Source organism: Microcoleus sp. S13_C3 (assembly GCF_036700905.1).
In the GTDB taxonomy this organism is placed as follows: Bacteria; Cyanobacteriota; Cyanobacteriia; order Cyanobacteriales; family Microcoleaceae; genus Microcoleus.
Map to the genome: position 1 here is coordinate 15,406 of NZ_JAUBPT010000046.1, position 22,562 is coordinate 37,967.

At 46.3% G+C, this 22,562-nt stretch carries 24 protein-coding genes; 17 read left to right on the top strand and 7 right to left on the bottom strand.

What is annotated here, in order from left to right; translation table 11 throughout:
* Nucleotides 1-524: 524 nt before the first annotated feature.
* Nucleotides 525-725 carry a hypothetical protein gene (locus QUA16_RS14725; protein WP_333104135.1) on the top strand — a complete coding sequence of 67 codons (201 nt, stop codon included), beginning with the start codon at nt 525-527 and terminating at the stop codon, nt 723-725.
* Between the two features lie 148 nt (nt 726-873).
* On the opposite strand, the gene QUA16_RS14730 is transcribed toward QUA16_RS14725, so the two are convergent.
* A complete protein-coding gene (locus QUA16_RS14730; protein WP_333104106.1) occupies nt 874-1,623 on the bottom strand; it encodes a pentapeptide repeat-containing protein in 750 nt (249 codons plus the stop codon).
* Nucleotides 1,624-1,719: 96 nt separating this feature from the next.
* The gene (locus QUA16_RS14735; RefSeq protein ID WP_333104107.1) at nt 1,720-2,907 is read right to left on the bottom strand and encodes an RNA-guided endonuclease TnpB family protein; all 1,188 of its coding nucleotides are present in this window, start codon (nt 2,905-2,907) and stop codon (nt 1,720-1,722) included.
* Nucleotides 2,908-3,023: 116 nt separating this feature from the next.
* Here QUA16_RS14735 and QUA16_RS14740 point away from each other — a divergent pair, with 116 nt between their 5' ends.
* On the top strand, nt 3,024-3,536 hold the full coding sequence (locus QUA16_RS14740) for a phosphoribosyltransferase family protein (RefSeq protein WP_333104108.1): 513 nt from the start codon (nt 3,024-3,026) through the stop codon (nt 3,534-3,536).
* Here QUA16_RS14740 and QUA16_RS14745 read toward each other — a convergent pair.
* Nucleotides 3,533-4,225 (bottom strand): Uma2 family endonuclease, encoded by a 693-nt coding sequence (locus QUA16_RS14745; RefSeq protein ID WP_333104109.1) that lies wholly within the window; start codon nt 4,223-4,225, stop codon nt 3,533-3,535. The genes QUA16_RS14740 and QUA16_RS14745 overlap by 4 nt on opposite strands.
* Before the next feature lie 272 nt (nt 4,226-4,497).
* Complete coding sequence (gene dxr, locus QUA16_RS14750) at nt 4,498-5,688, bottom strand: 1-deoxy-D-xylulose-5-phosphate reductoisomerase (RefSeq protein WP_333104110.1); 1,191 nt, start codon at nt 5,686-5,688, stop codon at nt 4,498-4,500.
* Between the two features lie 268 nt (nt 5,689-5,956).
* Here dxr and QUA16_RS14755 point away from each other — a divergent pair, with 268 nt between their 5' ends.
* Nucleotides 5,957-7,540, top strand: a complete 1,584-nt coding sequence (locus QUA16_RS14755; protein WP_333104112.1) for a DUF2079 domain-containing protein — start codon at nt 5,957-5,959, stop codon at nt 7,538-7,540.
* 9 nt (nt 7,541-7,549) lie between these two features.
* Nucleotides 7,550-8,986: a DUF2079 domain-containing protein gene (locus QUA16_RS14760; protein ID WP_333181191.1), complete on the top strand. Its 1,437-nt coding sequence runs from the start codon at nt 7,550-7,552 to the stop codon at nt 8,984-8,986.
* An 86-nt stretch (nt 8,987-9,072) separates the two neighbouring features.
* On the opposite strand, the gene cas6 is transcribed toward QUA16_RS14760, so the two are convergent.
* Nucleotides 9,073-10,197 (bottom strand): CRISPR-associated endoribonuclease Cas6, encoded by a 1,125-nt coding sequence (gene cas6 / locus QUA16_RS14765; RefSeq protein WP_333104113.1) that lies wholly within the window; start codon nt 10,195-10,197, stop codon nt 9,073-9,075.
* A 300-nt stretch (nt 10,198-10,497) separates the two neighbouring features.
* Here cas6 and QUA16_RS14770 point away from each other — a divergent pair, with 300 nt between their 5' ends.
* From QUA16_RS14770 to QUA16_RS14790, 5 genes are all read left to right on the top strand, one after another.
* Nucleotides 10,498-10,860, top strand: a complete 363-nt coding sequence (locus tag QUA16_RS14770; RefSeq protein WP_333104114.1) for a ferredoxin thioredoxin reductase catalytic beta subunit — start codon at nt 10,498-10,500, stop codon at nt 10,858-10,860.
* Between the two features lie 147 nt (nt 10,861-11,007).
* A complete protein-coding gene (locus tag QUA16_RS14775; protein WP_333104115.1) occupies nt 11,008-11,424 on the top strand; it encodes a DUF309 domain-containing protein in 417 nt (138 codons plus the stop codon).
* 381 nt (nt 11,425-11,805) lie between these two features.
* Nucleotides 11,806-12,276 carry an LptA/OstA family protein gene (locus QUA16_RS14780; RefSeq protein WP_333104116.1) on the top strand — a complete coding sequence of 157 codons (471 nt, stop codon included), beginning with the start codon at nt 11,806-11,808 and terminating at the stop codon, nt 12,274-12,276.
* A gap of 173 nt (nt 12,277-12,449) precedes the next feature.
* Nucleotides 12,450-13,178: an LPS export ABC transporter ATP-binding protein gene (lptB, locus tag QUA16_RS14785; RefSeq protein WP_333034782.1), complete on the top strand. Its 729-nt coding sequence runs from the start codon at nt 12,450-12,452 to the stop codon at nt 13,176-13,178.
* An 81-nt stretch (nt 13,179-13,259) separates the two neighbouring features.
* Nucleotides 13,260-14,426, top strand: a complete 1,167-nt coding sequence (locus tag QUA16_RS14790) for an LptF/LptG family permease (RefSeq protein WP_333104117.1) — start codon at nt 13,260-13,262, stop codon at nt 14,424-14,426.
* A gap of 72 nt (nt 14,427-14,498) precedes the next feature.
* On the opposite strand, the gene QUA16_RS14795 is transcribed toward QUA16_RS14790, so the two are convergent.
* Complete coding sequence (locus QUA16_RS14795; RefSeq protein WP_333104118.1) at nt 14,499-15,866, bottom strand: hypothetical protein; 1,368 nt, start codon at nt 15,864-15,866, stop codon at nt 14,499-14,501.
* A gap of 4 nt (nt 15,867-15,870) precedes the next feature.
* On the opposite strand from QUA16_RS14795, the gene QUA16_RS14800 reads away from it, so the two are divergent.
* The 5 genes from QUA16_RS14800 to QUA16_RS14820 all read left to right on the top strand — a co-directional run bounded on the left by QUA16_RS14800 (nt 15,871) and on the right by QUA16_RS14820 (nt 19,603).
* Complete coding sequence (locus tag QUA16_RS14800) at nt 15,871-16,281, top strand: hypothetical protein (protein ID WP_333181192.1); 411 nt, start codon at nt 15,871-15,873, stop codon at nt 16,279-16,281.
* Between the two features lie 234 nt (nt 16,282-16,515).
* Nucleotides 16,516-17,235, top strand: coding sequence for a 6-phosphogluconolactonase (gene pgl, locus QUA16_RS14805; RefSeq protein WP_333104138.1), 720 nt, complete (start codon nt 16,516-16,518; stop codon nt 17,233-17,235).
* A gap of 209 nt (nt 17,236-17,444) precedes the next feature.
* Nucleotides 17,445-18,236, top strand: a complete 792-nt coding sequence (locus QUA16_RS14810) for an FHA domain-containing protein (RefSeq protein ID WP_333104120.1) — start codon at nt 17,445-17,447, stop codon at nt 18,234-18,236.
* Nucleotides 18,237-18,318: 82 nt separating this feature from the next.
* Nucleotides 18,319-18,810, top strand: coding sequence for an FHA domain-containing protein (locus QUA16_RS14815; RefSeq protein WP_333104121.1), 492 nt, complete (start codon nt 18,319-18,321; stop codon nt 18,808-18,810).
* Between the two features lie 55 nt (nt 18,811-18,865).
* Nucleotides 18,866-19,603, top strand: coding sequence for a PRC-barrel domain-containing protein (locus tag QUA16_RS14820; RefSeq protein WP_333104122.1), 738 nt, complete (start codon nt 18,866-18,868; stop codon nt 19,601-19,603).
* Between the two features lie 379 nt (nt 19,604-19,982).
* On the opposite strand, the gene QUA16_RS14825 is transcribed toward QUA16_RS14820, so the two are convergent.
* On the bottom strand, nt 19,983-20,111 hold the full coding sequence (locus QUA16_RS14825) for a hypothetical protein (protein ID WP_333181194.1): 129 nt from the start codon (nt 20,109-20,111) through the stop codon (nt 19,983-19,985).
* 256 nt (nt 20,112-20,367) lie between these two features.
* On the opposite strand from QUA16_RS14825, the gene iscB reads away from it, so the two are divergent.
* Genes iscB through QUA16_RS14840 form a run of 3 tightly spaced genes read left to right on the top strand, consistent with a single transcriptional unit; the run spans nt 20,368 to nt 22,521 of the window.
* Nucleotides 20,368-21,642: an RNA-guided endonuclease IscB gene (gene iscB, locus QUA16_RS14830; protein ID WP_333104123.1), complete on the top strand. Its 1,275-nt coding sequence runs from the start codon at nt 20,368-20,370 to the stop codon at nt 21,640-21,642.
* A complete protein-coding gene (locus QUA16_RS14835; RefSeq protein WP_333104124.1) occupies nt 21,620-22,072 on the top strand; it encodes a hypothetical protein in 453 nt (150 codons plus the stop codon). The genes iscB and QUA16_RS14835 overlap by 23 nt, the downstream gene beginning before the upstream one ends.
* Nucleotides 22,069-22,521, top strand: a complete 453-nt coding sequence (locus tag QUA16_RS14840) for an FHA domain-containing protein (protein WP_333104125.1) — start codon at nt 22,069-22,071, stop codon at nt 22,519-22,521. The genes QUA16_RS14835 and QUA16_RS14840 overlap by 4 nt, the downstream gene beginning before the upstream one ends.
* The last annotated feature ends 41 nt before the right edge of the window (nt 22,522-22,562 follow it).

Genomic DNA, 22,562 nt, shown 5'->3' on the forward strand with positions numbered 1-22,562 from the left:
TTTTAGACTTTAGATTTTAGATTTTAGATTTTAGATTGACTTCACAGATGAATCTGGGAGCATGAACTAGAGCTTAAAATTTGGGGCAGATCGCCGATCCTGTCGGAAACTTGTATCGGCTTTGGGGCGAGTTATTAAGTATATCCACGGAACCAAGACCACACCAAGAAACTAGGTAAATGTAGGTAAAAGCGGGTTTATAAACACCGTAAAAGTTTTACGTAGAATTAAGCCAAGCGATTTAGCTAGCAATCAGTAGTAATCTCTTAATAGATAAATATTCAGAAATTTGTCACATTTTCTTGACAAAAAGTAGAGATTTCGGAGTTGCCAAAAGCGAGAAATCGGGACGGGGTTGGTGTTTCAAGTCGCGGGGCTATCCAGGAAACATCCGCTCCCCAAGTCCTGCTGACACAAATCACTCATCAAGAGCCAATGGATCACATTTACTCCCGTAGTTGAATCACATAAAAATTGGAAAAATCAGTCAATACTGTCAAGAGCGAGTTCAAAAAAAACACATGATGACCACCCAAACGCTTTTACCTCAATTTACTATTGCAGAGCTAGTCTTTCAGGTATATCACTCCGGTCTGCTGACTCCCACTCACCGACAACAGCTCAAGGCAGCCCTGTTAAATGACTGTCTTACCGAAGAAGATCAAACAGCCATCAACCGCTTGCTCCACGCCGTTCGCCGGGGCTGGCTGAAAGTTGTAGATTAAACTCGGTTCCAAATTTTTGGCCACTACTCTTTAAATGCACTGTCACTTGAAGGCAGAATTAAATCCCCTTAAAAAAATCCGGCATTAGCCTAAATGTAGGGTGCGCCACAAGCACCCTGCGGTTTTAACTTCTATTTTGTCAGCTTATTTACTCAGAGATTGTGCCGTCAGGCATCATGGCCTCTCTGAGATTCGCTTCATTCAAATTTGTCCCGCGCAAAGAAGCTTGATGCAAGTTTGCTCCCCGGAGATTTGCTCCCTTAAGGGAAACTCCGCTCAAATCTGCTTGATGGAGATTTGCACAGCTCAAGTTAGCTCCGCTCAAATCGGCTCCCTTCAAATCAGCTTTTTCCAGATTTGCTTCCGTCAAATTTGCCCAACTCAGATTTGCTTGAGTTAGGTTAGCACGGCTGAGGTCAGCTTGTGTTAAGTTCGCATCGGTTAAATTTGCTTTGCTCAGGTTGATTCCGCAAAGCTTGACTTCTGTCAAGTTTGCACCTTGCAAGTTAGCGTTAACTGCATAAACTTGAATCAAAATTGCCCCCTGAAGGTTTGCATCTCTCATGTCTGCACCCCTGAGACTCGCCCCCGTTAAATCGGCCCCGCTGAGCAGGACACTCCGCAAGATGGCTCCGCTCAAGTTCGCCCCCACCGCCTCGCATTCGCCAAAATTAGCGGACATGAGGTTGGCTTGGGAGAGGTTGGCTTGACTGATATCTGCTTGATACAGATTAGCTCTGTACAGGGTGAGACCGATCGAATTTGCACCTTTTAAATTAGCGTGACTCAGGTCAATATCGCGCAAATTTGTCCTTGAGATATTGGCATCGCTCAGGTCTACTTTGTGAAAAACCCGTTCTCCGGCTGCATACCGTCTGAGAAGTTCCTCTGCATCCATGTCATTTTCCCCAAAATAATTAATAATACCTTTGATATTTCAATAATATTAGGATTGACATCCACCCAGGCGTAAACGCACGGGGATTCCCAAACCTCACGATTCAGGTTTCTGCTTCTGTCCCTTACGGGGTTTCGCACCAGCCTTAACAGATTTACTCTGTTCTGGTCTTACAGTCGCTCCACAGACTGACACGGCAAGCCCTGCCGCCAAAATATTTTTTGCCGCATTAATATCTCGGTCATGGTGAGTGTCGCAATTAGGACAATCCCATTCCCGGATATTCAACTGCATCTTGTTAACGATGTGTCCGCAATTACCACACCGTTTTGAACTCGGAAACCATCGGTCAATCTTAATTAAAGTACGACCGTACCAATCGCACTTGTAATCTAGTTGTCTCACTAATTCCCCCCAACTTGCATCACTTATAGAAGCGGCAAGTTTGGGATTTTTAATCATGTTCTTCACAGCTAAGTTTTCTACGGCGATGGTTTGGTTTTCACGCACCAACCGTGTTGTTAGCTTATGAAGATTATCTTTCCTTGCATCACTAATTTCTTGATGCACTTTCGCTACTTTGAGTCGTGCTTTGTGACGGTTGTTTGACCCTTTTTGTTTGCGACTTAAAGATTTTTGCGCTTTTCTAAGATTGCGATACTTTGCCTTGAATCCTTTGGGATTGGCAATCTTTTCGCCAGTGCTTAGAGTGAGCAAGCTTGTAACTCCCAGGTCGATACCGACTTGATTATCTGTTTTGGGTAATGCTTCAATTTCAACATCTACCAGCAGAGAAACTGACCACCTACCTGATGGTGCAAGCTTTACTGTAATAGTTGATGGTCGGCAACCATCAGGTAGTGTCCGACTCCAGCGAATTGGTAACGCTTGTGTGCTTTTTGCTAGGTAGACTTGTCCATCTTTGAACTTAAATGATGACTTGGTAAATTCTGCACTACCACCGTTGCGTTTCTTTTTGAAGTTAGGATATTGTGCCCGCCCATCAAAAAAGTTGGTATAAGCCGTTTGTAAATGTCTCAAGCATTGCTGCAGTGGCACGCAGCTCACTTTGTTCAGAAAATCTAGTTCTTCAGTTTTCTTCCATTCGGTTAACATTGAAGAAGTCTCAGCATAGCCTAGCCGTTTGTGTTCTGCGTACCAAGCTTCCGTTCTTGTGGCTAAAGCACGGTTGTAGACCAAACGAACACAACCCAAAGTACGTCGCAACAAACTTTCTTGTTCCGGCGTTGGGTAGAATCGATAGCTGAAGGCTTTTAGTGTCATGCTGACCTTAAGTACGCTATTTCACATACTAGCACGTCTTGTGTGAAATGGTAGAGCTTAACAAAAATTCATGTAAAGCCGTCCTAAAAGGACGGGGTTTCAGACCCATTTTTTTGATGAGCGACCTTTACGTTTCTTGGCCTGAGTACCATCGGAAAATTGAGGATTTGGCTGTAAAAATTGAGGAATCTCAGTGGAAATTCGATCGAATTGTCTGTGTGGCGAGGGGAGGGCTGCGGGTTGGGGATACTCTGTCGCGGATTTTCGACAAACCTCTGGCGATTTTAGCGGCCTCGTCCTATGGTGGGGCCGAGGGAAATGTCCGGGGTGCGATCGAGTTTGCCCGCGATTTGACAATGGTGGGCGATAATTTGGGCAGCCGCATTCTCCTGGTTGACGATTTGGTGGATTCGGGAATTAGTTTAGAGCAAGGTATCGCTTGGCTGAAGAGTCGCTACGGCGAGGATATTCAGGAAATTCGGACTGCTGTACTCTGGTACAAGGCTTGTTCTGTTGCCAAGCCGGATTATTATGTAGATTATTTGGCTGACAATCCTTGGATTCACCAACCTTTTGAAATGTACGAAAAGATGAGTGCGGCTGATTTTGCGCCGAAAGTTGGGAGTTAGTAAAACCCGCTCTCAACGGAGTCTTTGATTTGTAGTTGTTCTTTAGCCCAAGCTCGAAATGCTCTCATTGTCGGGCTTCTGCCTTCGGTGTTGGCGCGATCGACATATTCGGGAATTACATCAATAATGGGAAAGTCAGGGAAATTTTGGCTAGTATCGGACTCAGTATATTTGCCCTCTTGAAGCAGATAAATTTTCAGGGTTCGCCCATCATATCTCCAAAGTTCCGGCACTTTCAAAGCTTGATAGCTATTTAAAGCGGTTTGTGAGGAGTTGTCAATCTCGATCGCTAAATCGGGAGGCGGGTCTACTGTTAAATCTATTCGATCCTTGCCTCTGACAGCAGCTTGGTTCTGAATATAGAAACAATCATCAGGTTCTACGCCGCTCTGCATATCTTTGCTTTTGAAGGTAGTGGAACCTAAAACTTCACAATCAACATTAAGTTCTTCCAGAAGTAACTTAACAAAGTCACCAATTAGTGATTTAGCTTTTTCATGTTTTGGGAGTGGCATCCTAATTTCCAGTGTTTCTTTGTAATAAGTAAGTCGAATTGCGTAACCTTCTCCTAACTCGTCTAGGATAGCTTCGTACATTTCCCAGCTAACGTTTTGTAACTGCACTTTATTGCCGGGGGGGACAATTAGTTGATTCAGTTCAAATAATGTTGATTTGGTTTCAGTTTGCATCGGTTGCTTGTAGGAATGGGACTCATAGCTCTATTTTATCAAGGGATTGAAGAATCGATTGCCCAAAACTTTAATAGAGTTTTGCCGATATTTTGCACTTTTTGGCATAGTCCGCCAGGGGTTAAAAACCCCTGTCTCATAGCTACAGTCCTCTGAAAGAGGACTGGATATTTATCAAGGTTGGGCAGTCGGTTTCAACCGACTGTCTTCTATGAGACGGGGAATTAATTCACTCCTAGGAATTGTGGGTAACTGCAAGTCTGCTGATACAATTAGCGAACCGAAAGAATACGATCGCCCAATTCCATACTATCTGCCAAAACTTCCTGCCGCGCCCACCTATCCGCCGCCAAAATATCGTCTAAACCAGGACTTTCACAGTTCTCGGCTTGATGTTTGTCGCACACCTTCTCAATCAACTTGGGAATATCCAAAAACTGAATCTTCTCCTCCAAAAATAGCGCTACCGCCTGTTCGTTTGCCGCATTCAGCACCGCAGGCATCGAACCGCCCGCACGTCCCGCCGCGTAAGCCAACTGCATACAAGGATACTTTTCGTGGTCGGGTTCTCGGAAAGTTAAATCCCCAGCTTTTACCAAATCCAGCCGTTCCCAATCTGTATGAATTCGCTCCGGCCAAGACAAAGCATAAAGCAGTGGCAATCGCATATCCGGCCATCCCAATTGCGCCAAAACCGAGGTATCTTGCAGCTCAATTAACGAGTGAATTATGCTCTGAGGATGGATGACAATATCAATGTCGTCATAATCCATCCCGAACAAGTAATGAGCCTCAATTACTTCTAATCCTTTATTCATCAAAGTAGCAGAATCGATCGTGATTTTCTGCCCCATCGACCAATTCGGATGTTTCAAAGCATCGGCTACTGTTACTCCGGCTAATTTGTCGATCGGCAAATCTCGAAAAGAACCCCCCGAAGCGGTGAGAATAATTCGCCGCAACCCGCCAACCATAACACCTTGGAGGCACTGAAAAATGGCCGAATGTTCCGAGTCAGCCGGCAATATTTTAACGCCGTATTTTTCGATTAAGGGGTTGACAACGGGGCCCCCTGCGATTAATGTTTCTTTATTGGCTAAGGCAATATCTTTGCCTGCTTTGATAGCCGCAATTGTTGGCAGCAAACCGGCACAGCCAACTATGCCGGTGACGACGGCTTGAGCGTCGCCGTATTGGGCAACTTCGACAACGCCTGACTCGCCAGCAAGTAAAATAGGTTGAGGGTCGAGGTCTGCGATCGCCTCCTTCAATTCCTGTAATTTATCTTCGTCGCAAACCGCGACAATCTCCGGTCTAAACTGGCGAATTTGCTGGGCCAGCAACGTTACATTTCGTCCGGCGGTTAACCCGACAATCCGAAATTTGTCGGGGTATTGAGCTACAATATCCAGAGTTTGAGTGCCGATCGAGCCTGTGGAACCGAGAAGAGTTATTGCTTTCACAATTTTTTAATGTTTTGTGGATTATTCTAATATTACGATTGCGGGGATAAAAATTAGTGGTTAACTATTGCGTGGAAAGCACATTCGATGGAATCATATTTTGAGTGACCGAAAGCATCCAGGATACAAGCCCCCGGATTGATCCGTCCAGAAATAAAAAACCTGTATCCGATAAAGGAGCCCCCGAATTTATCCGTGGGGTCAATGCTTCAATCTAAAATCTAAAATCTAAAATCTAAAATCGATTGACCACCTAGTGCCAGATTTCATGCAGAATAGGGAAAATTTTGCTGATGACCGTGAGGACATCAGTGTCTCGATCGCCGAAAATATAGAGGAAGGTCGATCGCAGCTACCGTCGAGTTTGGTTTGGGCGATCGCTACTGCTGCGGCAATTTTCTTTTTGTGTAGCAGTTTAAGGCACGCTTTATTCCAATCAACTGCTTTCGATTTGGGAATTTTTGACCAAGCAATTTACTTGATCAGCCAAAACCAAACGCCTTTTTCTTCTTTAATGGGGATTCATATTTTAGGGGATCACGCAGCGGTAATCTATTATCCGCTAGCTTGGCTGTACAAAATTTACCCGGATGTGCATTGGCTGCTGTTGGTACAAGCAGTTGCTTTATCCCTGGGGGCTTGGCCTACCTGGAGTTTAGCGCGTTTGGCAGGTTTAAATCAAGAACAATCCCGTGCGATCGCATTGATTTATTTGCTCTATCCGGTGGTATTTAACATCAATTTATTTGATTTTCACCCGGAAGTAATCGCTTTACCCCCACTTTTGGCAGCCATTTTGGCGGCGCGTTTAAATAAAATTGTGTGGTTTTGTACCGCTATTGTGTTAGTTCTCAGTTGCAAGGCGGTTTTGTCCCTAACCGTTGTTGCTATGGGTTTCTGGCTGTTTTTTTGCGAAAAAAAGCAACGGTACGGGGCGATCGCACTTTTGCTCGGTGCAGCTTGGTTTTTGATAGCTTCCCAGAAAATCATCCCCTTGTTTAGCGGCAGCGAAGTCGCTGGAGTCGGGCGCTACAGCTATTTAGGCAAATCCGTACTAGAAATTATCATCAATCTCATATTAAAACCACAGTTAGTATTAGGAAAAATCCTTTCTTTCGATACATTCAAATATTTATTTCTCCTCACCTTACCTGTGATTTGGCTGCTATTGCCATTTTCGGGAAAACTACGCCTACAATATTTAACAGCGCTAATTCCTGCCATCCCTACCCTGCTGATCAATATCCTCTCTGACTTGTCATTTCAACGCAGCTTAGCCTATCAGTATTCAGTGCCTGTAATTCCATTTTTATTTTTAGCAGTAATCGCGAAGGAAGAAACAAGGAAGAGGGAAGAAAGAAAAGGCAACAAGGAAGAGGATAAAGCAAATAAGCAACAGTTTTTAACATGGCTCAATCTGCCACAATTTAAAAACTTCCGAATTTCTCAACTTTGGCAAGGAATTCAGTTGCCGAGAATCATGATAATTTGGTCGTTAATAATTTTCCTATTTCTGGGCGAATATAAAGATTTTTATCTGTACCTAAATAGACTAGATACCTGGCAAGCTACACGCGAAGCAGTCGCACAAGTTCAACCCCAAAGCAGTATTTTAACAGATAATAGACTTGCCCCTCACTTTGCCCACCGCCCAATAGTAAAATTGCTGTCACAAATTTCGCCTCAAACAAATTTAGCTGAATTTCAATACATATTATTAAACCTGCGCCATCCCTGGCCTGATACTGAAAAACTTGGTGATACCTTAGCAAATCAACTTAAAAACTCTCCCAAGTTTCAATTAACTTATCAAAAAAACGAAGTTTTGCTATTTAAACGAATCGTTGATTAAACCAATAAAATGCTAACTTTAAAATCCCTAAAACATCATCCACTATTTTTAATGATTGTCGTGACAACGATAGTCTTATTTACGGCCAGCAGCGCGCGGCACGCTTTGTTTCAGTCAACTGCATTCGACTTAGCAATTTTTGACCAAGCAATTTATTTGATATCCCAAAATCAAACGCCATTTTCCTCTTTAATGGCAATAAATATTTGGGGGGATCACGCCGCTTTTATTTTCTATCCACTAGCTTTACTTTACAAAATATATCCAGATGTTCACTGGCTTTTTTTAGTACAAGCTGTTTCCCTAGCTTTAGGCATTTGGCCGAGTTGGAGTTTGGCACGTCAAGCGGGATTAAACGAAGAGAAAGCAATTGCAATTTCAGCCGTATATCTGCTTTATCCCGCAGTATTTAATGTCAATCTCTTCGACTTCCACCCAGAAGTAATTGCCTTACCAGCAATGCTAGCAGCAATCTTAGCCGCGAGGCTGAATAAAACCTTGTGGTTTTGTGCTGCTATTGTATTAGTTTTGAGCTGCAAAGCCGTGCTATCTTTAACTGTGGCTGCGATGGGTTTGTGGCTGTTGTGTTTTGACAAAAAACGCAATTGTGGACTCATAGCTCTATTTTTAGGCGCGGGTTGGTTCCTGGTAGCTACTCAGGCAATTATACCGTATTTTAATCAGGGAAGAGAACACGCGGGAATCGGGCGCTATCAATATTTGGGAAAGTCGGTTTTGGAAATTGCTATTAATTTAATAGTGAAACCAAATCTAGTTTTAGGGCGTTTGTTTTCTTTAGATACTTTTGAATATTTAGCGTTATTGGTATTACCTATAATTTGGTGGCTGTCTCCGCGTCATCTGTCATCTTTAATTAGTGCTGTGCCGATGTTGGCGATGAATATTCTTTCCGATATTCCCGCTCAGCGGGATTTAATTCATCAATATTCTGTGCCGATATTGCCGTTTTTGTTGGTTGCCGTAATTTCCAGTTTAGCAGCTAGCAATCACCAAAAGGGAAAAACAATATTTGAGAGATTGCCACTTCCTAATTATCCATTGCCTAGAGTCATTGTAATTTGGTCGTTGATTGCTTTCTTAGCTTTAGCGAAATACGGCTATTTTTGGACTATTTATTTAAATGGGTTCGACACTTTGCCAGCTACCAGAGAGGCAATTTCTCTGGTTGAAACCAAAGGCAGTGTTTTAACAAATGCTCAGATTGCTCCGCACTTAGCGCACCGCCCTGTAGTAAAATTAACTCTGGCTAACGCGCCGCTTGCAAATCTCGCAGAATTTGATTATGTATTGCTGAACCTCAGATATCCTGGCTGGATGAGCGATCGAGCTTTTGTGGAAAACCTCATAACTAAACTAAAAAACAACCCTCAATTTCAACTCAAATATCAGCGAGACAACATATATCTATTTACTAAGAGTCCTTAGTCAGCAGTCATCAGTCATTAGTCATCAGTCATCAGTCATTCCCAATGCCCAATGCCCAATGCCCAATGCCCAATGCCCAATGCCCTCTAATCTTCCACTTTCAAAGCCCTTCTTGCCAACTTTACATAAGTTTTCACAGTTTCATAAGGCATTTCCAAATCAGCAGCAATATCAAACAAAGATTCTCCCAATTCCCGGCGCGCCAAAATCGTCGCCCAAGTTTCAGCAATCTCAGCAGCGCGACTTCCACCTTTACGCTTTCTGTGCGCCATAAACTTATTTGTCAATTCATCTATTCGCGCCGCCAATACGCTTTGTATCGATACTTCAGGTAGCGCTTCTGTCAACCATTGGGCTCGCGTTTGTCCCAATCCAAAAGTTGTTTTGTGGCCCGTGCCGCAGTAAGGCGCTAACCGCCCTAAAGCATAAAATAATTGTACAAAATCAGGGCGATTGTGAGCCGATCGCCCTAGCCCAAATTCCACAGCCCCAGTGAATCCCGTTACCATGCCTTTTTTGCCCGCCGCTACCTTTTGCGACTCCAATTTGTGGCGGCTAATAATTGCATTTTCATCAATCCAATTCAAAAATTCTGCTTGGTCAAAATTTCCACCCGAAAAGTTATTCCAGCGGCGCAAATAACTGTGAAAAACATTTTCGGGAACTGGCAGAGGGAAGTGATGCCCTTTGCTACGAAAGCTTGTAGGAGTCACAAAACTAAGTTTGATGGTTGGCGAAGATGGGGGTTCGGCTGTTAATAATTGCTGGTAAGTTGTGGGAGGAAAAGCAATATCCCAAGAGCGAATTACCAGCGGAGCATTTCGCAAATCTATCTCTTGGGGCAAATTTTGCAGCCACTGACTCAGCCACTGCACTACTGGCTTTGAAAGTCCTGTTACGTACCAGCGATAAATTCGATCGCCCAAAAGCTGAAATTCTTTGCCACCGGGGAGCAAATCACCTTCCAATCCCGAAATAGTAAAGGCTTTTTCTGACTGTTCATCGTGCAAAAGTTGCGATAAATCCGGGTCAGTTTGCTGTACTTGACCTAAAAACCAAGCGTGCAAACCTATAGCATACTGCGCGTACAGATAGCTAGGAGCGCGGGGAGTCAATTCAAACACTAATCCGACTAACTCGGTGTCAGCCGGCCAAATCAGCCCAGAAGGAGGAGATTTTTTGCTGTTGGTGCGGTTCGGGGAAGTTGCCATCAGATGCCACTAACAGGGACAGGGCTGTGCTATCTTATCCGATTTTTATCCCCTTTGGGGGATGATTGTTGAGGGCGATCGATCGCCCAAATCTTTTGGCAGCTCCAAAAACCCGCCCTGCTGCAAGTTTCCCGCACCCTCCGGGATAGACAAAAACCACTAAAAAACCAACAACCTAAAACTCAATCTTTGTCAAGGTTTTCCTCCTTGTAAGTAAACAGAAATATACAAGTGTTTAAAATCACATTCTGCGCTACAATTGTCAAAAGCTCGTAGCATCCTCAACTTCGATCCTAAACTATGAACACAACAGAAAAATCTAAACTCTCCAACGAAAAAACTTTGGAGGCGATGAAGAATTTCTCCGAAACCTACGCCAAGCGCACCGGAACTTTCTTTTGTTCTGAACCTTCCGTCACTGCTGTCGTGATAGAAGGACTAGCAAAACACAAGGATGAACTAGGCGCTCCCTTATGCCCTTGTCGCCATTACGAAGATAAAGAAGCCGAAGTAAAAGCCGCCTACTGGAACTGTCCCTGCATTCCCATGCGCGAGCGCAAAGAGTGTCACTGTATGTTATTTCTGACGCCAGATAACGATTTCGCTGGAACTAATCAGGAAATAGGAATGGATCAGATTCAAGCTGTCAGAGACACTATGTAATCGGTTAAGTAGGCGGTCGTGAAATGGCAGTAGTTTTGAAAACAGGTCGTTATTTTTCCTATTTTTAAGACTTAGCTATTTAACAAAAATCGATCGCCGCCTACTCAAACACACATCCGCCATCGAAAATCCCCAATCCCCAATCGAATGACAGAGGAAATGCCGATCGACTTTTGGCAAGGTATCGAACAGTTTAATAGTCAAGACTTTTATGCTTGTCACGACACACTAGAGGCTTTGTGGATGGAAGCTGGCGACCCAGAAAAAAGATTTTATCAGGGGATATTACAAATTGCCGTCGCGCTTTATCACTTAGGAAATCACAACTGGCGCGGTGCCGTAATCTTGCTGGGAGAAGGAATAAATCGGCTCAGTTATTATCAGCCCAGTTATGCCGGAATTGCCGTTGAAGACTTGCTCGGACAGAGTGCTAAACTTTTGAGCGCTTTGCAACAAGCAGGGCCGGAAAAAGTTGCTGATTTTGTACAGTTGTTCGCAGGTACAGAAGTCGCAGGCTTGCAATTGCCGCGAATTATAGCAGAAGCAAGAAGCCAGAAGCAATAAAAACTGATGTTTGAGCAATTAATAACGTCGTAATCGTTTTGGCGTTTGCTATACTGCGCGATGATCGCCAATTTTAAGTAAAGGCTTGTAGTCTCAGGTGCAGCACACCTTGCCTCACACTTAGGGGGCGGGCTGTCGCGCGGGCCCAGTCATAGAATTTATGTGTTGCTTCACAGGCTTTTGTGGCTGTTTCTGAGTAAGACAGTTGCAGCCACTCAGCAAAATAGCCAATTAAATTCGCTGTTGTCTTGCTAGGATAATTGGTTGAGACTGTCGGGTCAATCGATCGACCTCACGGGAATCTTTCTGGCCGTTAAGATAAAATACCTAACTGGAGATAATGCCCTTCAGCAATTTCACAAATTTTGAGGCTTGTAAGTTATGATGCTCTCCGCTAAACTACTTAATTCGCGAATATTTAAAGGATTATCGCTGCTGTTGCCCCTCACTCTGGCAGGCGCGATCGCCTCTCCCACTTACCCGCAAGCCGGCCCTCCCCGCACTCTCAGTGTGCGATCGGACATTCAAGAAGCCGACTCCAAAACCGGCATCGTGACAGCCCGCGGCAACGTGCAAATCAACTATCCAGCCCGCCAAATACAAGCAACTGCGGCTCAAGCTCAATACTTCAGCCGCGAGCGCCGGATCATTCTCAGCGGAGATGTTTACGTATTGCAGCAGGGCAACAGCCTGCGCGGCGAAACCATAACATACCTGATCGACGAAGGGCGGTTTATTGCCCTGCCAGACAACCCAGGACAGGTAGAATCTGTTTATCTGGTGGCCCCGGAACAAGATGCAGCAGCCCAAAATGCAGTGGGCTCCCCACGTCCAACTACAGCCCCCCGGTAACAGTGGCTCGCAGCAGCGAAATTTCGCCTCAGCCAAAACATACTGCTTGGGATAGATGCGAAATTTCGTCTTTATAAAACTCACAAACTTGGAAAGGTAAACTTTAAATTAGAGAGTCGATCGCACAAAGCTGCAGTCTGAAATTGAGCTTGTAGAGGTTGCCGGGAGCGAAAATGAAAATTGTACTCGAAAATATTCACAAATCCTACGGAAAACGCAATGTAGTTAGTCGCGTCAACCTGTCAGTAGCCCAAGGAGAAATCGTAGGCTTGCTCGGCCCCAACGGTGCCGGCAAAACCACAACATTTTACATAGCAACCGGATTAGAAAAACCAAATCAAGGCACCGTTTGGCTAAACGATTTAGACATCACTAAATTGGCGATGCACCAGCGAGCACATTTGGGAATTGGCTATCTCGCTCAAGAAGCAAGCATTTTCCGCAACATGAGCGTGCGGGACAACATTTTGTTAGTTTTAGAACAAACTCAAGTGCCGCGCTGGGAATGGCGCGAGCGAGTCGATTTCCTATTGCAAGAATTTCGCTTAGAAAAAATAGCATCCAGTTTGGGAATTCAAATATCGGGGGGAGAAAGACGACGGACTGAACTAGCCAGAGCCTTAGCCGCAGGGCGAGACGGCCCGATGTTCCTATTTTTAGACGAACCGTTTGCAGGCGTCGATCCGATCGCCGTAGACGAAATTCAAACCATTATTGCTAAACTGCGCGATCGCAAAATCGGCATCCTCATCACGGATCACAACGTCCGAGAAACCCTCGAAATTACCGATCGAGCCTACATCATGCGAGACGGCCAAATTTTAGCCTCCGGGGCTGAAGAAGAACTCTACAGCAACCCTTTAGTGCGACAGTATTACTTAGGTGACAACTTCGTGCGATAGTCTTTTGAAGGCATTCGGCCAACGGCAGAATTTTAGATTTTAGATTTTAGATCGAGGAGCAATCTGCGAGAACGCGCAACTATGAAAATAGCAATATCCAATTCTTTCAATCCCATCAACTGGCTGCCGAGAATTTCAGTAATGGACTGGTACATTACCAAAGAACTAATCGGCCCATTTTTATTTGGAGTCGGACTCTTTACATCCGTCGCCGTCACAGTTGGAGCCTTATTTGAATTAGTCCGCAGAGTAGCAGAATCCGGCCTCCCCTATGGCGCAGCCATAGAAATTTTTCTCCTGCAAATTCCCTACTTCGTAGTATTGGCTTTCCCCATGTCAATGCTGCTAGCAACCTTAATGGCTTACAGCCGAATGTCCAGCGACAGCGAACTCATCGCCCTCCGCAGTTGCGGAGTGAGCGTTTACCGATTGATACTGCCTGCTGTGATAATGAGTTTAATTGTTGCAGGCTTCACCTTTGCTTTGCAAGAGTTAGTTGTACCCGCCGCCAGCTACAGAGCTACTGTGACTTTAGACAGAGCCCTGAAGCGAGAAAAACCGATATTTCAAGATAGAAATATTATCTACACAGAATTTAGCAAACCAGAAAAAGGCGGCGACGAAATCCTCGCCCGCTTTTTTTATGCAGAACAATTTGACGGCCAGAAAATGAAAGGTTTAACAATTATCGATCGCTCCACCCCAGGCCTCAATCAAATCGTTTCTTCAGAATCAGCTACTTGGAATCCCTCAGAAAATACCTGGGATTTTTTCAACGGAACCGCTTATATAGTTGCTCCTGACGGTTCTTACCGCAATATAGTTAGGTTTCAACACCAGCAGTTGCAACTCCCCCGCACGCCCTTAGATTTAGCTGCTAGAGCGCGGGATTTCAAGGAAATGAACATTGCCCAAGCTTTAGAGCGTTTGGATATCATTAAAAACAGTGGCGACGAACCGCAAATTCGCAAATTAAAGGTGCGAATTCAAGAAAAATATGCTTTTCCTTTCGTGTGCATGGTATTTGGTTTAGTGGGAGCAGCTTTGGGAACTCAACCGCGCCGATCCGGTCGAGGAACGAGTTTTGGTATTAGCGTAGTTGTGATTTTTACTTACTACGTATTTTCTTTCATCACCAGTTCTATGGGCGTGAAAGCTGTTTTGACTCCGATTCTTTCGGCTTGGCTGCCCATCGTGTTTGGCTTGGGAATCGGGGGATTGTTGTTGGTGCGGGCCGCCGCTAGGTAAGTTTTACCACTAACATTGGGAATTGGAAATTGGGAATTGATAATATCTTTTTCGTGGTCGAACTTCCTTCATTTAAGGATTAGAAAAAGTATTGATTTCGCCGCCGCCAATGTAGCGTCCCGGAGTCAGGGAGCGGGGTGTAGCAAAAGTTTGAGGTTGAATGGGCTGCACGCCCTGATTTGTGTTTTGGGGAACAACTCCAAAGTTAGGCTGCTGCGGCAAATTAAGCTGACTCGGTGGAGGTGTTTGAAATTGAGAATTCGCTGAATTGGGAGAGAATTGAGGGCTAATTATCTTACTTCCCCCAATCACATTCGGAAAGGGAGATTGACCGACATTGGGAAGTAAAGGTGTTGGCGAAGGTATGGCTACTGGAAGTGCCACAGGTTGAACTTCTGGTGCGAAGCCGGAACCAGATAAATTAGTTTGGTAGGGATTTTTCGGCAAAGCCACCGGTGCAGCCGCTGCATTAATTTCGGGGAGGCTGGGTACTCTGGAATTTAACCCAGCAAATGATTCAGAGACTGTAGCTGTCGGTTTTAAGAATTCTTGAGATTCGTTGCTCACAGTATTTGTCGGAGCCACAAGTGGGGGAAGTGCTGTGGGAACATTCACAGGATTTGCTCCACCTTGAGCTGTAGCGGTCGTTGGGAGCAAATTTGTCGCATTTACTGCCGCCGGATCGGAAGCCGGTCGATCGAGCAATGTAGCCGAGTCTGCCGTTTTCTCAGGCGAAGCCGCTGTTGCCGAAGTGTTAGCAACAACGTATTTTTTCATAGCTGCTTGCAGCGGACTCAAAGGCAGAGAATTTTCCTTTTGTTTATCTGAATTAGCATCACTCGACGCCTGCGATAAAGTTGCTTTCGCTGTACCTCCAGACTCAGGCTCGATAGTTTTTATCCCGGAAGTCAGTCTCCCGCTGCCAGATAAACTCAACGCTGATGTTGCGTTTGAACTGGGCAAGCTGGAATTTTGGGGATTATTGTTTCCAGCCTCGACAGCAGGAGTTGCTAAATTTGGCAAGGGGGAAAATCCGCTGCTTCCTACCCGCTTGGGGGCTGAAGATGGCTGAGGAGTTTCTAACTCCCGATCTCGAAGTTCCTCGAATAAACCTTTGCTTTTTACTACTGATGAATTTAACAAGTTCAGTTCAGAAGCAGTAGAGCCATTAAACTGATTGACTAGCACTGGCGAGCTGTCGATTTCAGCCGCAATGGCGGTATCTTCAGCAGATAGTCCCGATAGCGAAACTGGATTGTTTGTGGCTGGTTCTTCTTCGCCATCTATGCTCAACCTTTCTGGATTTACAGAGACCTCCCAGATAAATAACCCCCCCGCACACAGCACGGCTAACGGAGCCCAAACCGCCGGTTGGGTCCAGTGGCGCAACCGCGCTATTAGATAGCGGACTGATGTAGGAAATCGCTTAAAAAGTGACATAGTTTTGCTTCCTTCCGATCGTGCGGATTTAAAACTATTTTTCCTAGTCTACCACATCAATCTTGATTATTTTTGCAAGGCCGGGGTAAGTGCGATCGGGAGCATCTCGGTTTGGCTTTTACTGTCGGTGTGCGATCGTCCGGCTCGCTATATTTATAGACTTTGCTGTGCGGGACGGCTCGGAGTCCCAAAAAACGCTTTTTACTTTCTGCCCAGATGCTGCCAGTACGATCGAACTTTTGATGGGAGCATCTCACCTTTGCAGCCCTCCGCTAGAAATTGGAGTTTTGAGGCAGGAGGCAGAAGGAAAGAGGCAGAAGGAAAGAGGCAGAAGGAAAGAGGCAGAAGGAAGGAGCCAAAAGAAGGAAGGAGCCAGAAGAAGTATTTTTACAAATATGAGATGCTCCCCTTGTGATTGAAAGTTGCGAAAGCTCAATGCAACCGGTGACAATCCATAAAGAACTGGTAGAAATATGTCTTGCTTTCCTTAAATTAAGGGGCATAAGATGATAAAATTGTATGGGATGCTGTGCCATGCCTGCCGGGTCTGTCAGCAGAGCAACCTCAAACCAAAATGTCTAACCAAAATGTCAAGGTAAAATTGGCAATTGCTGAGAACAACAGGAAGAGGAAAGTTGAGAGGAAATTAATGAAAAAAATAGTTGAAGTATTAGCAAATCGTGAACAACTAATAGATCGATCGCTGGAGATTGTGCTGTCGAAAATCTCAGAAGCCATAGCAGAACGCGGACTTTGTACGATCGCCGCAGCGGGCGGAAGCACACCGGAACCCCTCTACAGAGCGATCGCAGCCCAAGACCTGCCGTGGGATAAAATTCACGTGTTCTGGGGCGACGAACGCTACGTTCCCCCAGAACACCCAGACAGCAATCAAAAAATGGCGCGCCTCGCGTGGCTCGATCGAGTGAATATCCCCGCCCGCAACATCCACCCCATGCCCACAGCCGCCGGCGACCCCGCAGCCGACGCTGCCGCGCACCAAACCGAAGTGCAGCAGTTCTTCAAAGTATCCGAGGGCGAGTTTCCTGCCTTCGACATCATTTTATTGGGCATAGGAGACGACGCCCACACAGCCTCTCTATTTCCCGGCACAGCAGCCTTGCAAGTCCGCGACGCCCTAGTAACTGTCGGCAACAAAGACGGTCAACCCCGCATTACCTTTACAGTCCCCTTAATCAACCGGGCCCGGTGCGTCATCTTCATGGTCGCAGGAGCCAGCAAACAACCCGCTCTTGCTCAAATTTTTGCCCCCGCAGCCGACGAAATGACTTATCCAGCCAGACTCGTTCAACCAGAGGGCGAGCTTTGGTGGCTGCTCGATGCGGCTGCTGGCGAAGCAGTAAAATAGCCGACAGAGCCGCAAGCGTGCCAACACAGTCAGCATTATCACTAACTCCATCTTGCCCATCCCAGCTAACGTCACGGCGTCAGCTCAGTTGCTAGTATTAGCGAAGCAATATAAGAATTGTGGCGGTTAAAGTTAAAATTTGACCATATACACGACGAGTATTTTTATGAGGCTGATTTGAAAATCTGGCCGATAGCAAGGAGAAATCGATGATTGTCTGTCCCAATTGCAATCACCAGAACCCCGACGGGGCCAGCCAGTGTGAGGCTTGCTACACGCCTTTACCTGTTACCGCAAGTTGCTCGAACTGCGGTGCAGCAGTTCAGACAGATGCAGCATTTTGCGGCCAGTGTGGCTTTAACTTACGTCCGGGTTCCATAGTTCCAGAAGTTGAGGTGACAGTACCGTCCCCCTCGCCTGTAGGCCCCACAGTGGTATCGTCACCGGCGCCCGATTTAGTGCCACCCGAACCCCTGATGGCAATGGAACCTCTAGTTACCCTGAATAAGGGGCTCAACTTGGAAAAAACTCCCGCCAGCATTCCGACGATTCCAGATCCCCCGCCTTCGCCCTCGGTTCCTGTTACAACTGAATCTGTGGCAACACCAGTAAATATCTCTCCTCCGGTTCCTGGCCCACAGCCAGCAGGTGTAGCTAAAACTCAACTGCAACAGCAGTCGGCGCGCCTGCTACACGTTCAGACAAATACGCCGATGGAATTGCCTCACAGTCTGTCTGTGGTTCACATAGGCAAGCCAAATGACTTAGTACCGCCGGATATTGATGTTTCGGGATTTGCTAATTCTGAGATAGTTTCTCGGGTACACGCAAATCTCCGGGTGGAGGGAGATGCTTGCTACCTAGAAGATGTAGGCAGTTCCAACGGCACTTACGTCAACAATACTCCGCTACCCAAGGGAAACCGCCACCGGTTGCGACCGGGAGACCGCATCTCTCTGGGCAAAGGAGACCTGGTTACGTTTTTATTTCAAATCTCTTAGAGCGAGTTTGGATTGGGCGATCGAAAGTCTAAAATCTAAAATCGCATCTTGAGGCGCTCTACCAAAACTCAATGCTGCCAATGTGATTAAGCTGACCTTGCTACATCCACTCCAGTCTATACCCGTCCGCAGTTGGATCTTTGAAGACGAGCAGGTCGTCCGGATCGGGCGATCGACGGAAAACCACGTCGTTCTTTTTAGCGCTGTGGTTTCTCGTCGCCACATCGAATTGCGGCGCAGCGGCATAACTTGGGAACTGATCAATTTAGGTACCAACGGCACTTACCTCGATGGTAAGCCGATCGCTAAGGTTCCCATTGTGGACGGTCTGATCGTTCACTTGGCTCGCTCAGGGCCGAAAATTCAAATCAACGTAGGCCCGAATCAGTCCTCTGTCCAGTTAGGACAAATTACCGTCAAGCCCAGGGAGGCTAAGGAAATTCACGCTCCCTCGGGCGGCGTGCACATTAGCACGATTCCTGTTCCCGACCACAAAGAAGTTGGCACTTCCAGGGAAGAGGATGAGTTAACCGAGGCAGATAATACTCGCCATTATTCGCAAGAAGAATATTAAATCGGCTTCTTTGGACGATCGACATTTTTCAAAGGCGGCACTCAGGAGTTTATTTATGAGTACATCACCACAAATTGTTAGGCGCAGCGAACTGCTAAACCGCCGCACGATCGACCGCAGAACGGCGGAAGAGGTCGGCAGGGTAGATCGGGTTTGGCTCGATGCTCACTCCCAGCGGGCGATCGGCTTTACTTGCAAGTCGGGACTTTTGGGCAGCAAAAAAACTTGGTTCGCTTGGGCGCAAGTTGATACGGTGGGGGAAAATGTTTTTGTCACTATTAACCAGGAACTGCCCCCATTGCATCAGCCGGAACAAGCTGTTTGTCCGATCGGCCTTGAGGTACTCACGGACGCTGGTAATCAGGCAGGTGCAGTGGTTGACTACCTATTTGATGTCCGCACGGGTTCAGTCACCCACTACCTATTTAAATCGAGCGGCTGGCGCGGTGTTTTAGACGACATTTACTTGTTACCTGTGGCAGCTATTTCGACCATCGGCAGCAAGCGGGCGATCGTCTCTGAAGCTGCTGTATCGGAGCCCATCCAGTACGCGGAGGGACTGCACAAAAAAGTCGGTCTGGTAGCAGAGTTTTTACATGAAGATTTCGACAGAACTCTCAAAAATGTGGCAGGCGTGAAGCGGGGCGCTCAAAGTCTGGCGGAAAAATTCCAAGATAAAGCTCTCGAAGTCAGGGATGTAGCTCAAGAAAAAGTTGCAGAGTTGAAACGGCAAAGGCAAGAATCTGTCCAGCCAGAGCCGAAACCGGAGCCGCCTGAGTCAGATTTGAGCTGAAGTTTGGCCTTCCCCCTCGCCGGGGGACTAATTGCCGAGCGCATTTTGGGGCCGCCCGCGCGAGGAAGGTCGATCGGTATTTTCGCTATGAGAGAGTGATGCGTTGTCGCTCAAAATTCCAGTGCTGCTCAAAGCATTGTATTTTAAAGGTATCGCATCAATAAGGAAAATGTTAGCAACTCAAAATGACCTATGCTGTTTGATACAACTCACATCTTGCACCATTCTCAAGAACCGGCAAGATGCCTGTTCCACAAAGAGTGAATTTTATTGTGGAACAGGCATCTTGCCTGTTCCTAAACAAGTAATTGAGAATGGTGCAACATCTCAGATACAATCAACAAGTATTTTATCTAGAGACCCCAGGATTAATAATTGGTTAACTTCTTTCTTTGTAAACAGCAAGTCGTTGAGCAGTGACTGTGGCCCGATCGAGAACTCGAATCAGCGCTGCAACCAGCGCGGGTCTGAGTTGAATTCTCTGGTTCATCAGCGGGAAAAGGGTCATGAACCCCATGCCTAAAGGCAGGGGCTTGTAGACTGTCCGACTAACGCAAGCGGGATACAAGCCAGAACACGACCAGCCTCAGACGCAACGAGCGTCTACGTTTTCAAGGTCACGATACCTACAAATGCGTCGCTAGTTTGTAGCCCTATCGTTGGTTGTTAAACATCTGTAATGGGTTAAGGAAGTGCAGCCAACATGACAAGCCTTGAAAACATTGGCGAAGCGAACGTTACGAGCAATCAGAGGAGACGCAACAATGTCTAACTTTGTTTTTGTAATTGATACCAATCGCAAACCGCTATCACCCTGTAAACCAGGAATGGCAAGGCCATTGCTGAAAGCTGGAAAAGCAGCGGTATTTCTCCGCTATCCGTTTACGATTGTTTTGAAAAAAGCAGTTGAGACGAATCCTGAACCGCTAGAACTGAAATTAGATCCGGGATCGAAAGTCACGGGGGTTGCAATCAAACAGGGCAACAAGATTATCTTCGGAGCCGAACTGCAACACCGGGGCCAGCAAATTAAAGATGCACTTCTCTCTCGCCGTCAACTTAGGCGAGGAAGACGCAATCGCAAAACTCGATACCGTAAGGCGCGATTCCTCAATCGCACTCGCCCCGATGGTTGGCTCGCTCCATCGGGGCAACACCGAGTCGAAACAACACTTACATGGGGGAGCAAATTGATTCGACTCGCTCCCGTTGCCAGTATTGCTCAAGAGCTAGTGCGGTTCGACTTGCAACTCATGCAAAACCCTGAAATCTCAGGCGTTATGTATCAACAGGGAGAATTGCAGGGTTACGAAGTCCGGCAGTATCTCTTGGAAAAATGGCATCGGCAGTGCGCTTATTGCTCGGTTAAAGATGTACCTCTTGAGGTTGAACACATTCAACCCAAATCAAAAGGCGGTTCGGACAGAGTTTCCAATTTGACGATTGCTTGTCACAATTGCAACCGAAAGAAAGGCAATCAAGATGTTCGAGCATTTTTAGCAACTAAACCCGACCTGCTAAGCCGCATCCTCAAACAGGCAAAACTGCCTCTTAAAGATGCAGCAGCCATCAATTCAACCAGATGGGCATTATTTAATGCACTTAAAGAAACGGGATTGCCCGTCATTACTGGCACGGGCGGACAAACTAAGTTTAATCGCCATCGGTTAGGGTTGGCTAAATCGCACTGGCTTGATGCTGCGTGTGTGGGCAGCATTGATACGCTCAAAGTATTGACTTCAAAGCCTTTGTTGATTGTGGCAAAAGGTCAGGGGACACGACAGATGTGCGGCACAAACCAGTACGGATTTCCCATTCGGCACAAGTCCAGAGTGCAACTTCACAAAGGGTTTCAGACTGGCGATATTGTCAGCGCAACCGTTACCGCAGGGAAGAAAGTCGGCTCTTATACAGGGCGGCTTCTATGCCGTGCTTCAGGCAGTTTTGATATTGTAACGAAGGCTGGGAGAGTAACAGGTATTAGCCACAAGTATTGCAAAGCAATCCACAAAAAAGATGGCTATAGCTATGGGTTTTAAAAATATTTCAAGGCGACGGTCGTCGCTGCCGCTTTCCTCCCCATGTCTAAAGCCAGGGGCTTCTCGCTCGTTTTTCGGTGATTTGACCGATCGAATTGAGCGACTCAGCCATCGGCACAATCGCTCCCTCACAGACCAAATTAATCAAGCGGTTAAAACTGCTGTCCATCATTGGGAAGTTCACCCGATTAATAAAATCGTGTTTGGTTGTTACCGAGTACCGCAAAAATTTGCGCCTGCGCCAAAAGCTAACCGTCAAAAGTTGCTTCACCCTCAAGCAGCCAAAAGTTCGACTTTTCCGGCAAATAGAGGGAATCATGGCGCACTGATGACGGCTTTAAAAATCCAAATTTTTGCAGTTTTCTCCCAAAAAATCTCTCTGGAAGTATCCCCGTTTCTGTCTGGCGGTGGAGTGTCAAAACATCAGTGATTACCTTAACTCTTTTACATCCTATCCAGTCTGTCCCGGTTCAAAGTTGGTGTTTTGAATCAGAACCGGTGGTTCGCATCGGTCGATCGAACGACAATGATGTAATTATTTACAGCGCTGTAGTTTCCCGCCACCACGTAGAACTGTGGAATCACGCCCACGGCTGGGAAATTATTAATTTTGGTGCTAACGGCACTTATGTAGATGATAGACCGATCGCTCAGGTGTCAGTTGTGGACGGGATGACCATTCGCTTGGGCAATTCCGGGCCAAAAATCAGGATTCGGGTGGCCGCAACGAATCAACCGGGCAAAATAATCAAGCCACCGCAGCGGGAACTCCGCCCAAAGGACGAAGTTTCAAAAGACAGGTCAACTCCTTTGCCGGGGGGCGTGGGAATAATCCAAGACGATGAACTTGGAGGGATCACTCAAATCGATCTTGACTGACCCGCAGCTATCTATCCATCCCTGCTGGCTACTTCCCACAA

Bases quoted from the DNA above. Each gene is read 5' to 3' on its own strand.
- QUA16_RS14735 (WP_333104107.1), bottom strand. From the start codon at position 2,907: ATGACACTAAAAGCCTTCAGCTATCGATTCTACCCAACGCCGGAACAA.
- QUA16_RS14730 (WP_333104106.1), bottom strand. From the start codon at position 1,623: ATGGATGCAGAGGAACTTCTCAGACGGTATGCAGCCGGAGAACGGGTT.
- QUA16_RS14795 (WP_333104118.1), bottom strand. From the start codon at position 15,866: ATGTCACTTTTTAAGCGATTTCCTACATCAGTCCGCTATCTAATAGCG.
- QUA16_RS14770 (WP_333104114.1), top strand. From the start codon at position 10,498: ATGAACACAACAGAAAAATCTAAACTCTCCAACGAAAAAACTTTGGAG.
- cas6 (WP_333104113.1), bottom strand. From the start codon at position 10,197: ATGGCAACTTCCCCGAACCGCACCAACAGCAAAAAATCTCCTCCTTCT.
- lptB (WP_333034782.1), top strand. From the start codon at position 12,450: ATGAAAATTGTACTCGAAAATATTCACAAATCCTACGGAAAACGCAAT.
- QUA16_RS14780 (WP_333104116.1), top strand. From the start codon at position 11,806: ATGATGCTCTCCGCTAAACTACTTAATTCGCGAATATTTAAAGGATTA.
- QUA16_RS14745 (WP_333104109.1), bottom strand. From the start codon at position 4,225: ATGCAAACTGAAACCAAATCAACATTATTTGAACTGAATCAACTAATT.
- QUA16_RS14760 (WP_333181191.1), top strand. From the start codon at position 7,550: ATGCTAACTTTAAAATCCCTAAAACATCATCCACTATTTTTAATGATT.
- QUA16_RS14810 (WP_333104120.1), top strand. From the start codon at position 17,445: ATGATTGTCTGTCCCAATTGCAATCACCAGAACCCCGACGGGGCCAGC.
- QUA16_RS14790 (WP_333104117.1), top strand. From the start codon at position 13,260: ATGAAAATAGCAATATCCAATTCTTTCAATCCCATCAACTGGCTGCCG.
- QUA16_RS14820 (WP_333104122.1), top strand. From the start codon at position 18,866: ATGAGTACATCACCACAAATTGTTAGGCGCAGCGAACTGCTAAACCGC.
- pgl (WP_333104138.1), top strand. From the start codon at position 16,516: ATGAAAAAAATAGTTGAAGTATTAGCAAATCGTGAACAACTAATAGAT.
- QUA16_RS14755 (WP_333104112.1), top strand. From the start codon at position 5,957: ATGCAGAATAGGGAAAATTTTGCTGATGACCGTGAGGACATCAGTGTC.
- QUA16_RS14740 (WP_333104108.1), top strand. From the start codon at position 3,024: ATGAGCGACCTTTACGTTTCTTGGCCTGAGTACCATCGGAAAATTGAG.
- iscB (WP_333104123.1), top strand. From the start codon at position 20,368: ATGTCTAACTTTGTTTTTGTAATTGATACCAATCGCAAACCGCTATCA.
- QUA16_RS14725 (WP_333104135.1), top strand. From the start codon at position 525: ATGACCACCCAAACGCTTTTACCTCAATTTACTATTGCAGAGCTAGTC.
- QUA16_RS14825 (WP_333181194.1), bottom strand. From the start codon at position 20,111: ATGACCCTTTTCCCGCTGATGAACCAGAGAATTCAACTCAGACCCGCG.
- QUA16_RS14835 (WP_333104124.1), top strand. From the start codon at position 21,620: ATGGCTATAGCTATGGGTTTTAAAAATATTTCAAGGCGACGGTCGTCG.
- QUA16_RS14775 (WP_333104115.1), top strand. From the start codon at position 11,008: ATGACAGAGGAAATGCCGATCGACTTTTGGCAAGGTATCGAACAGTTT.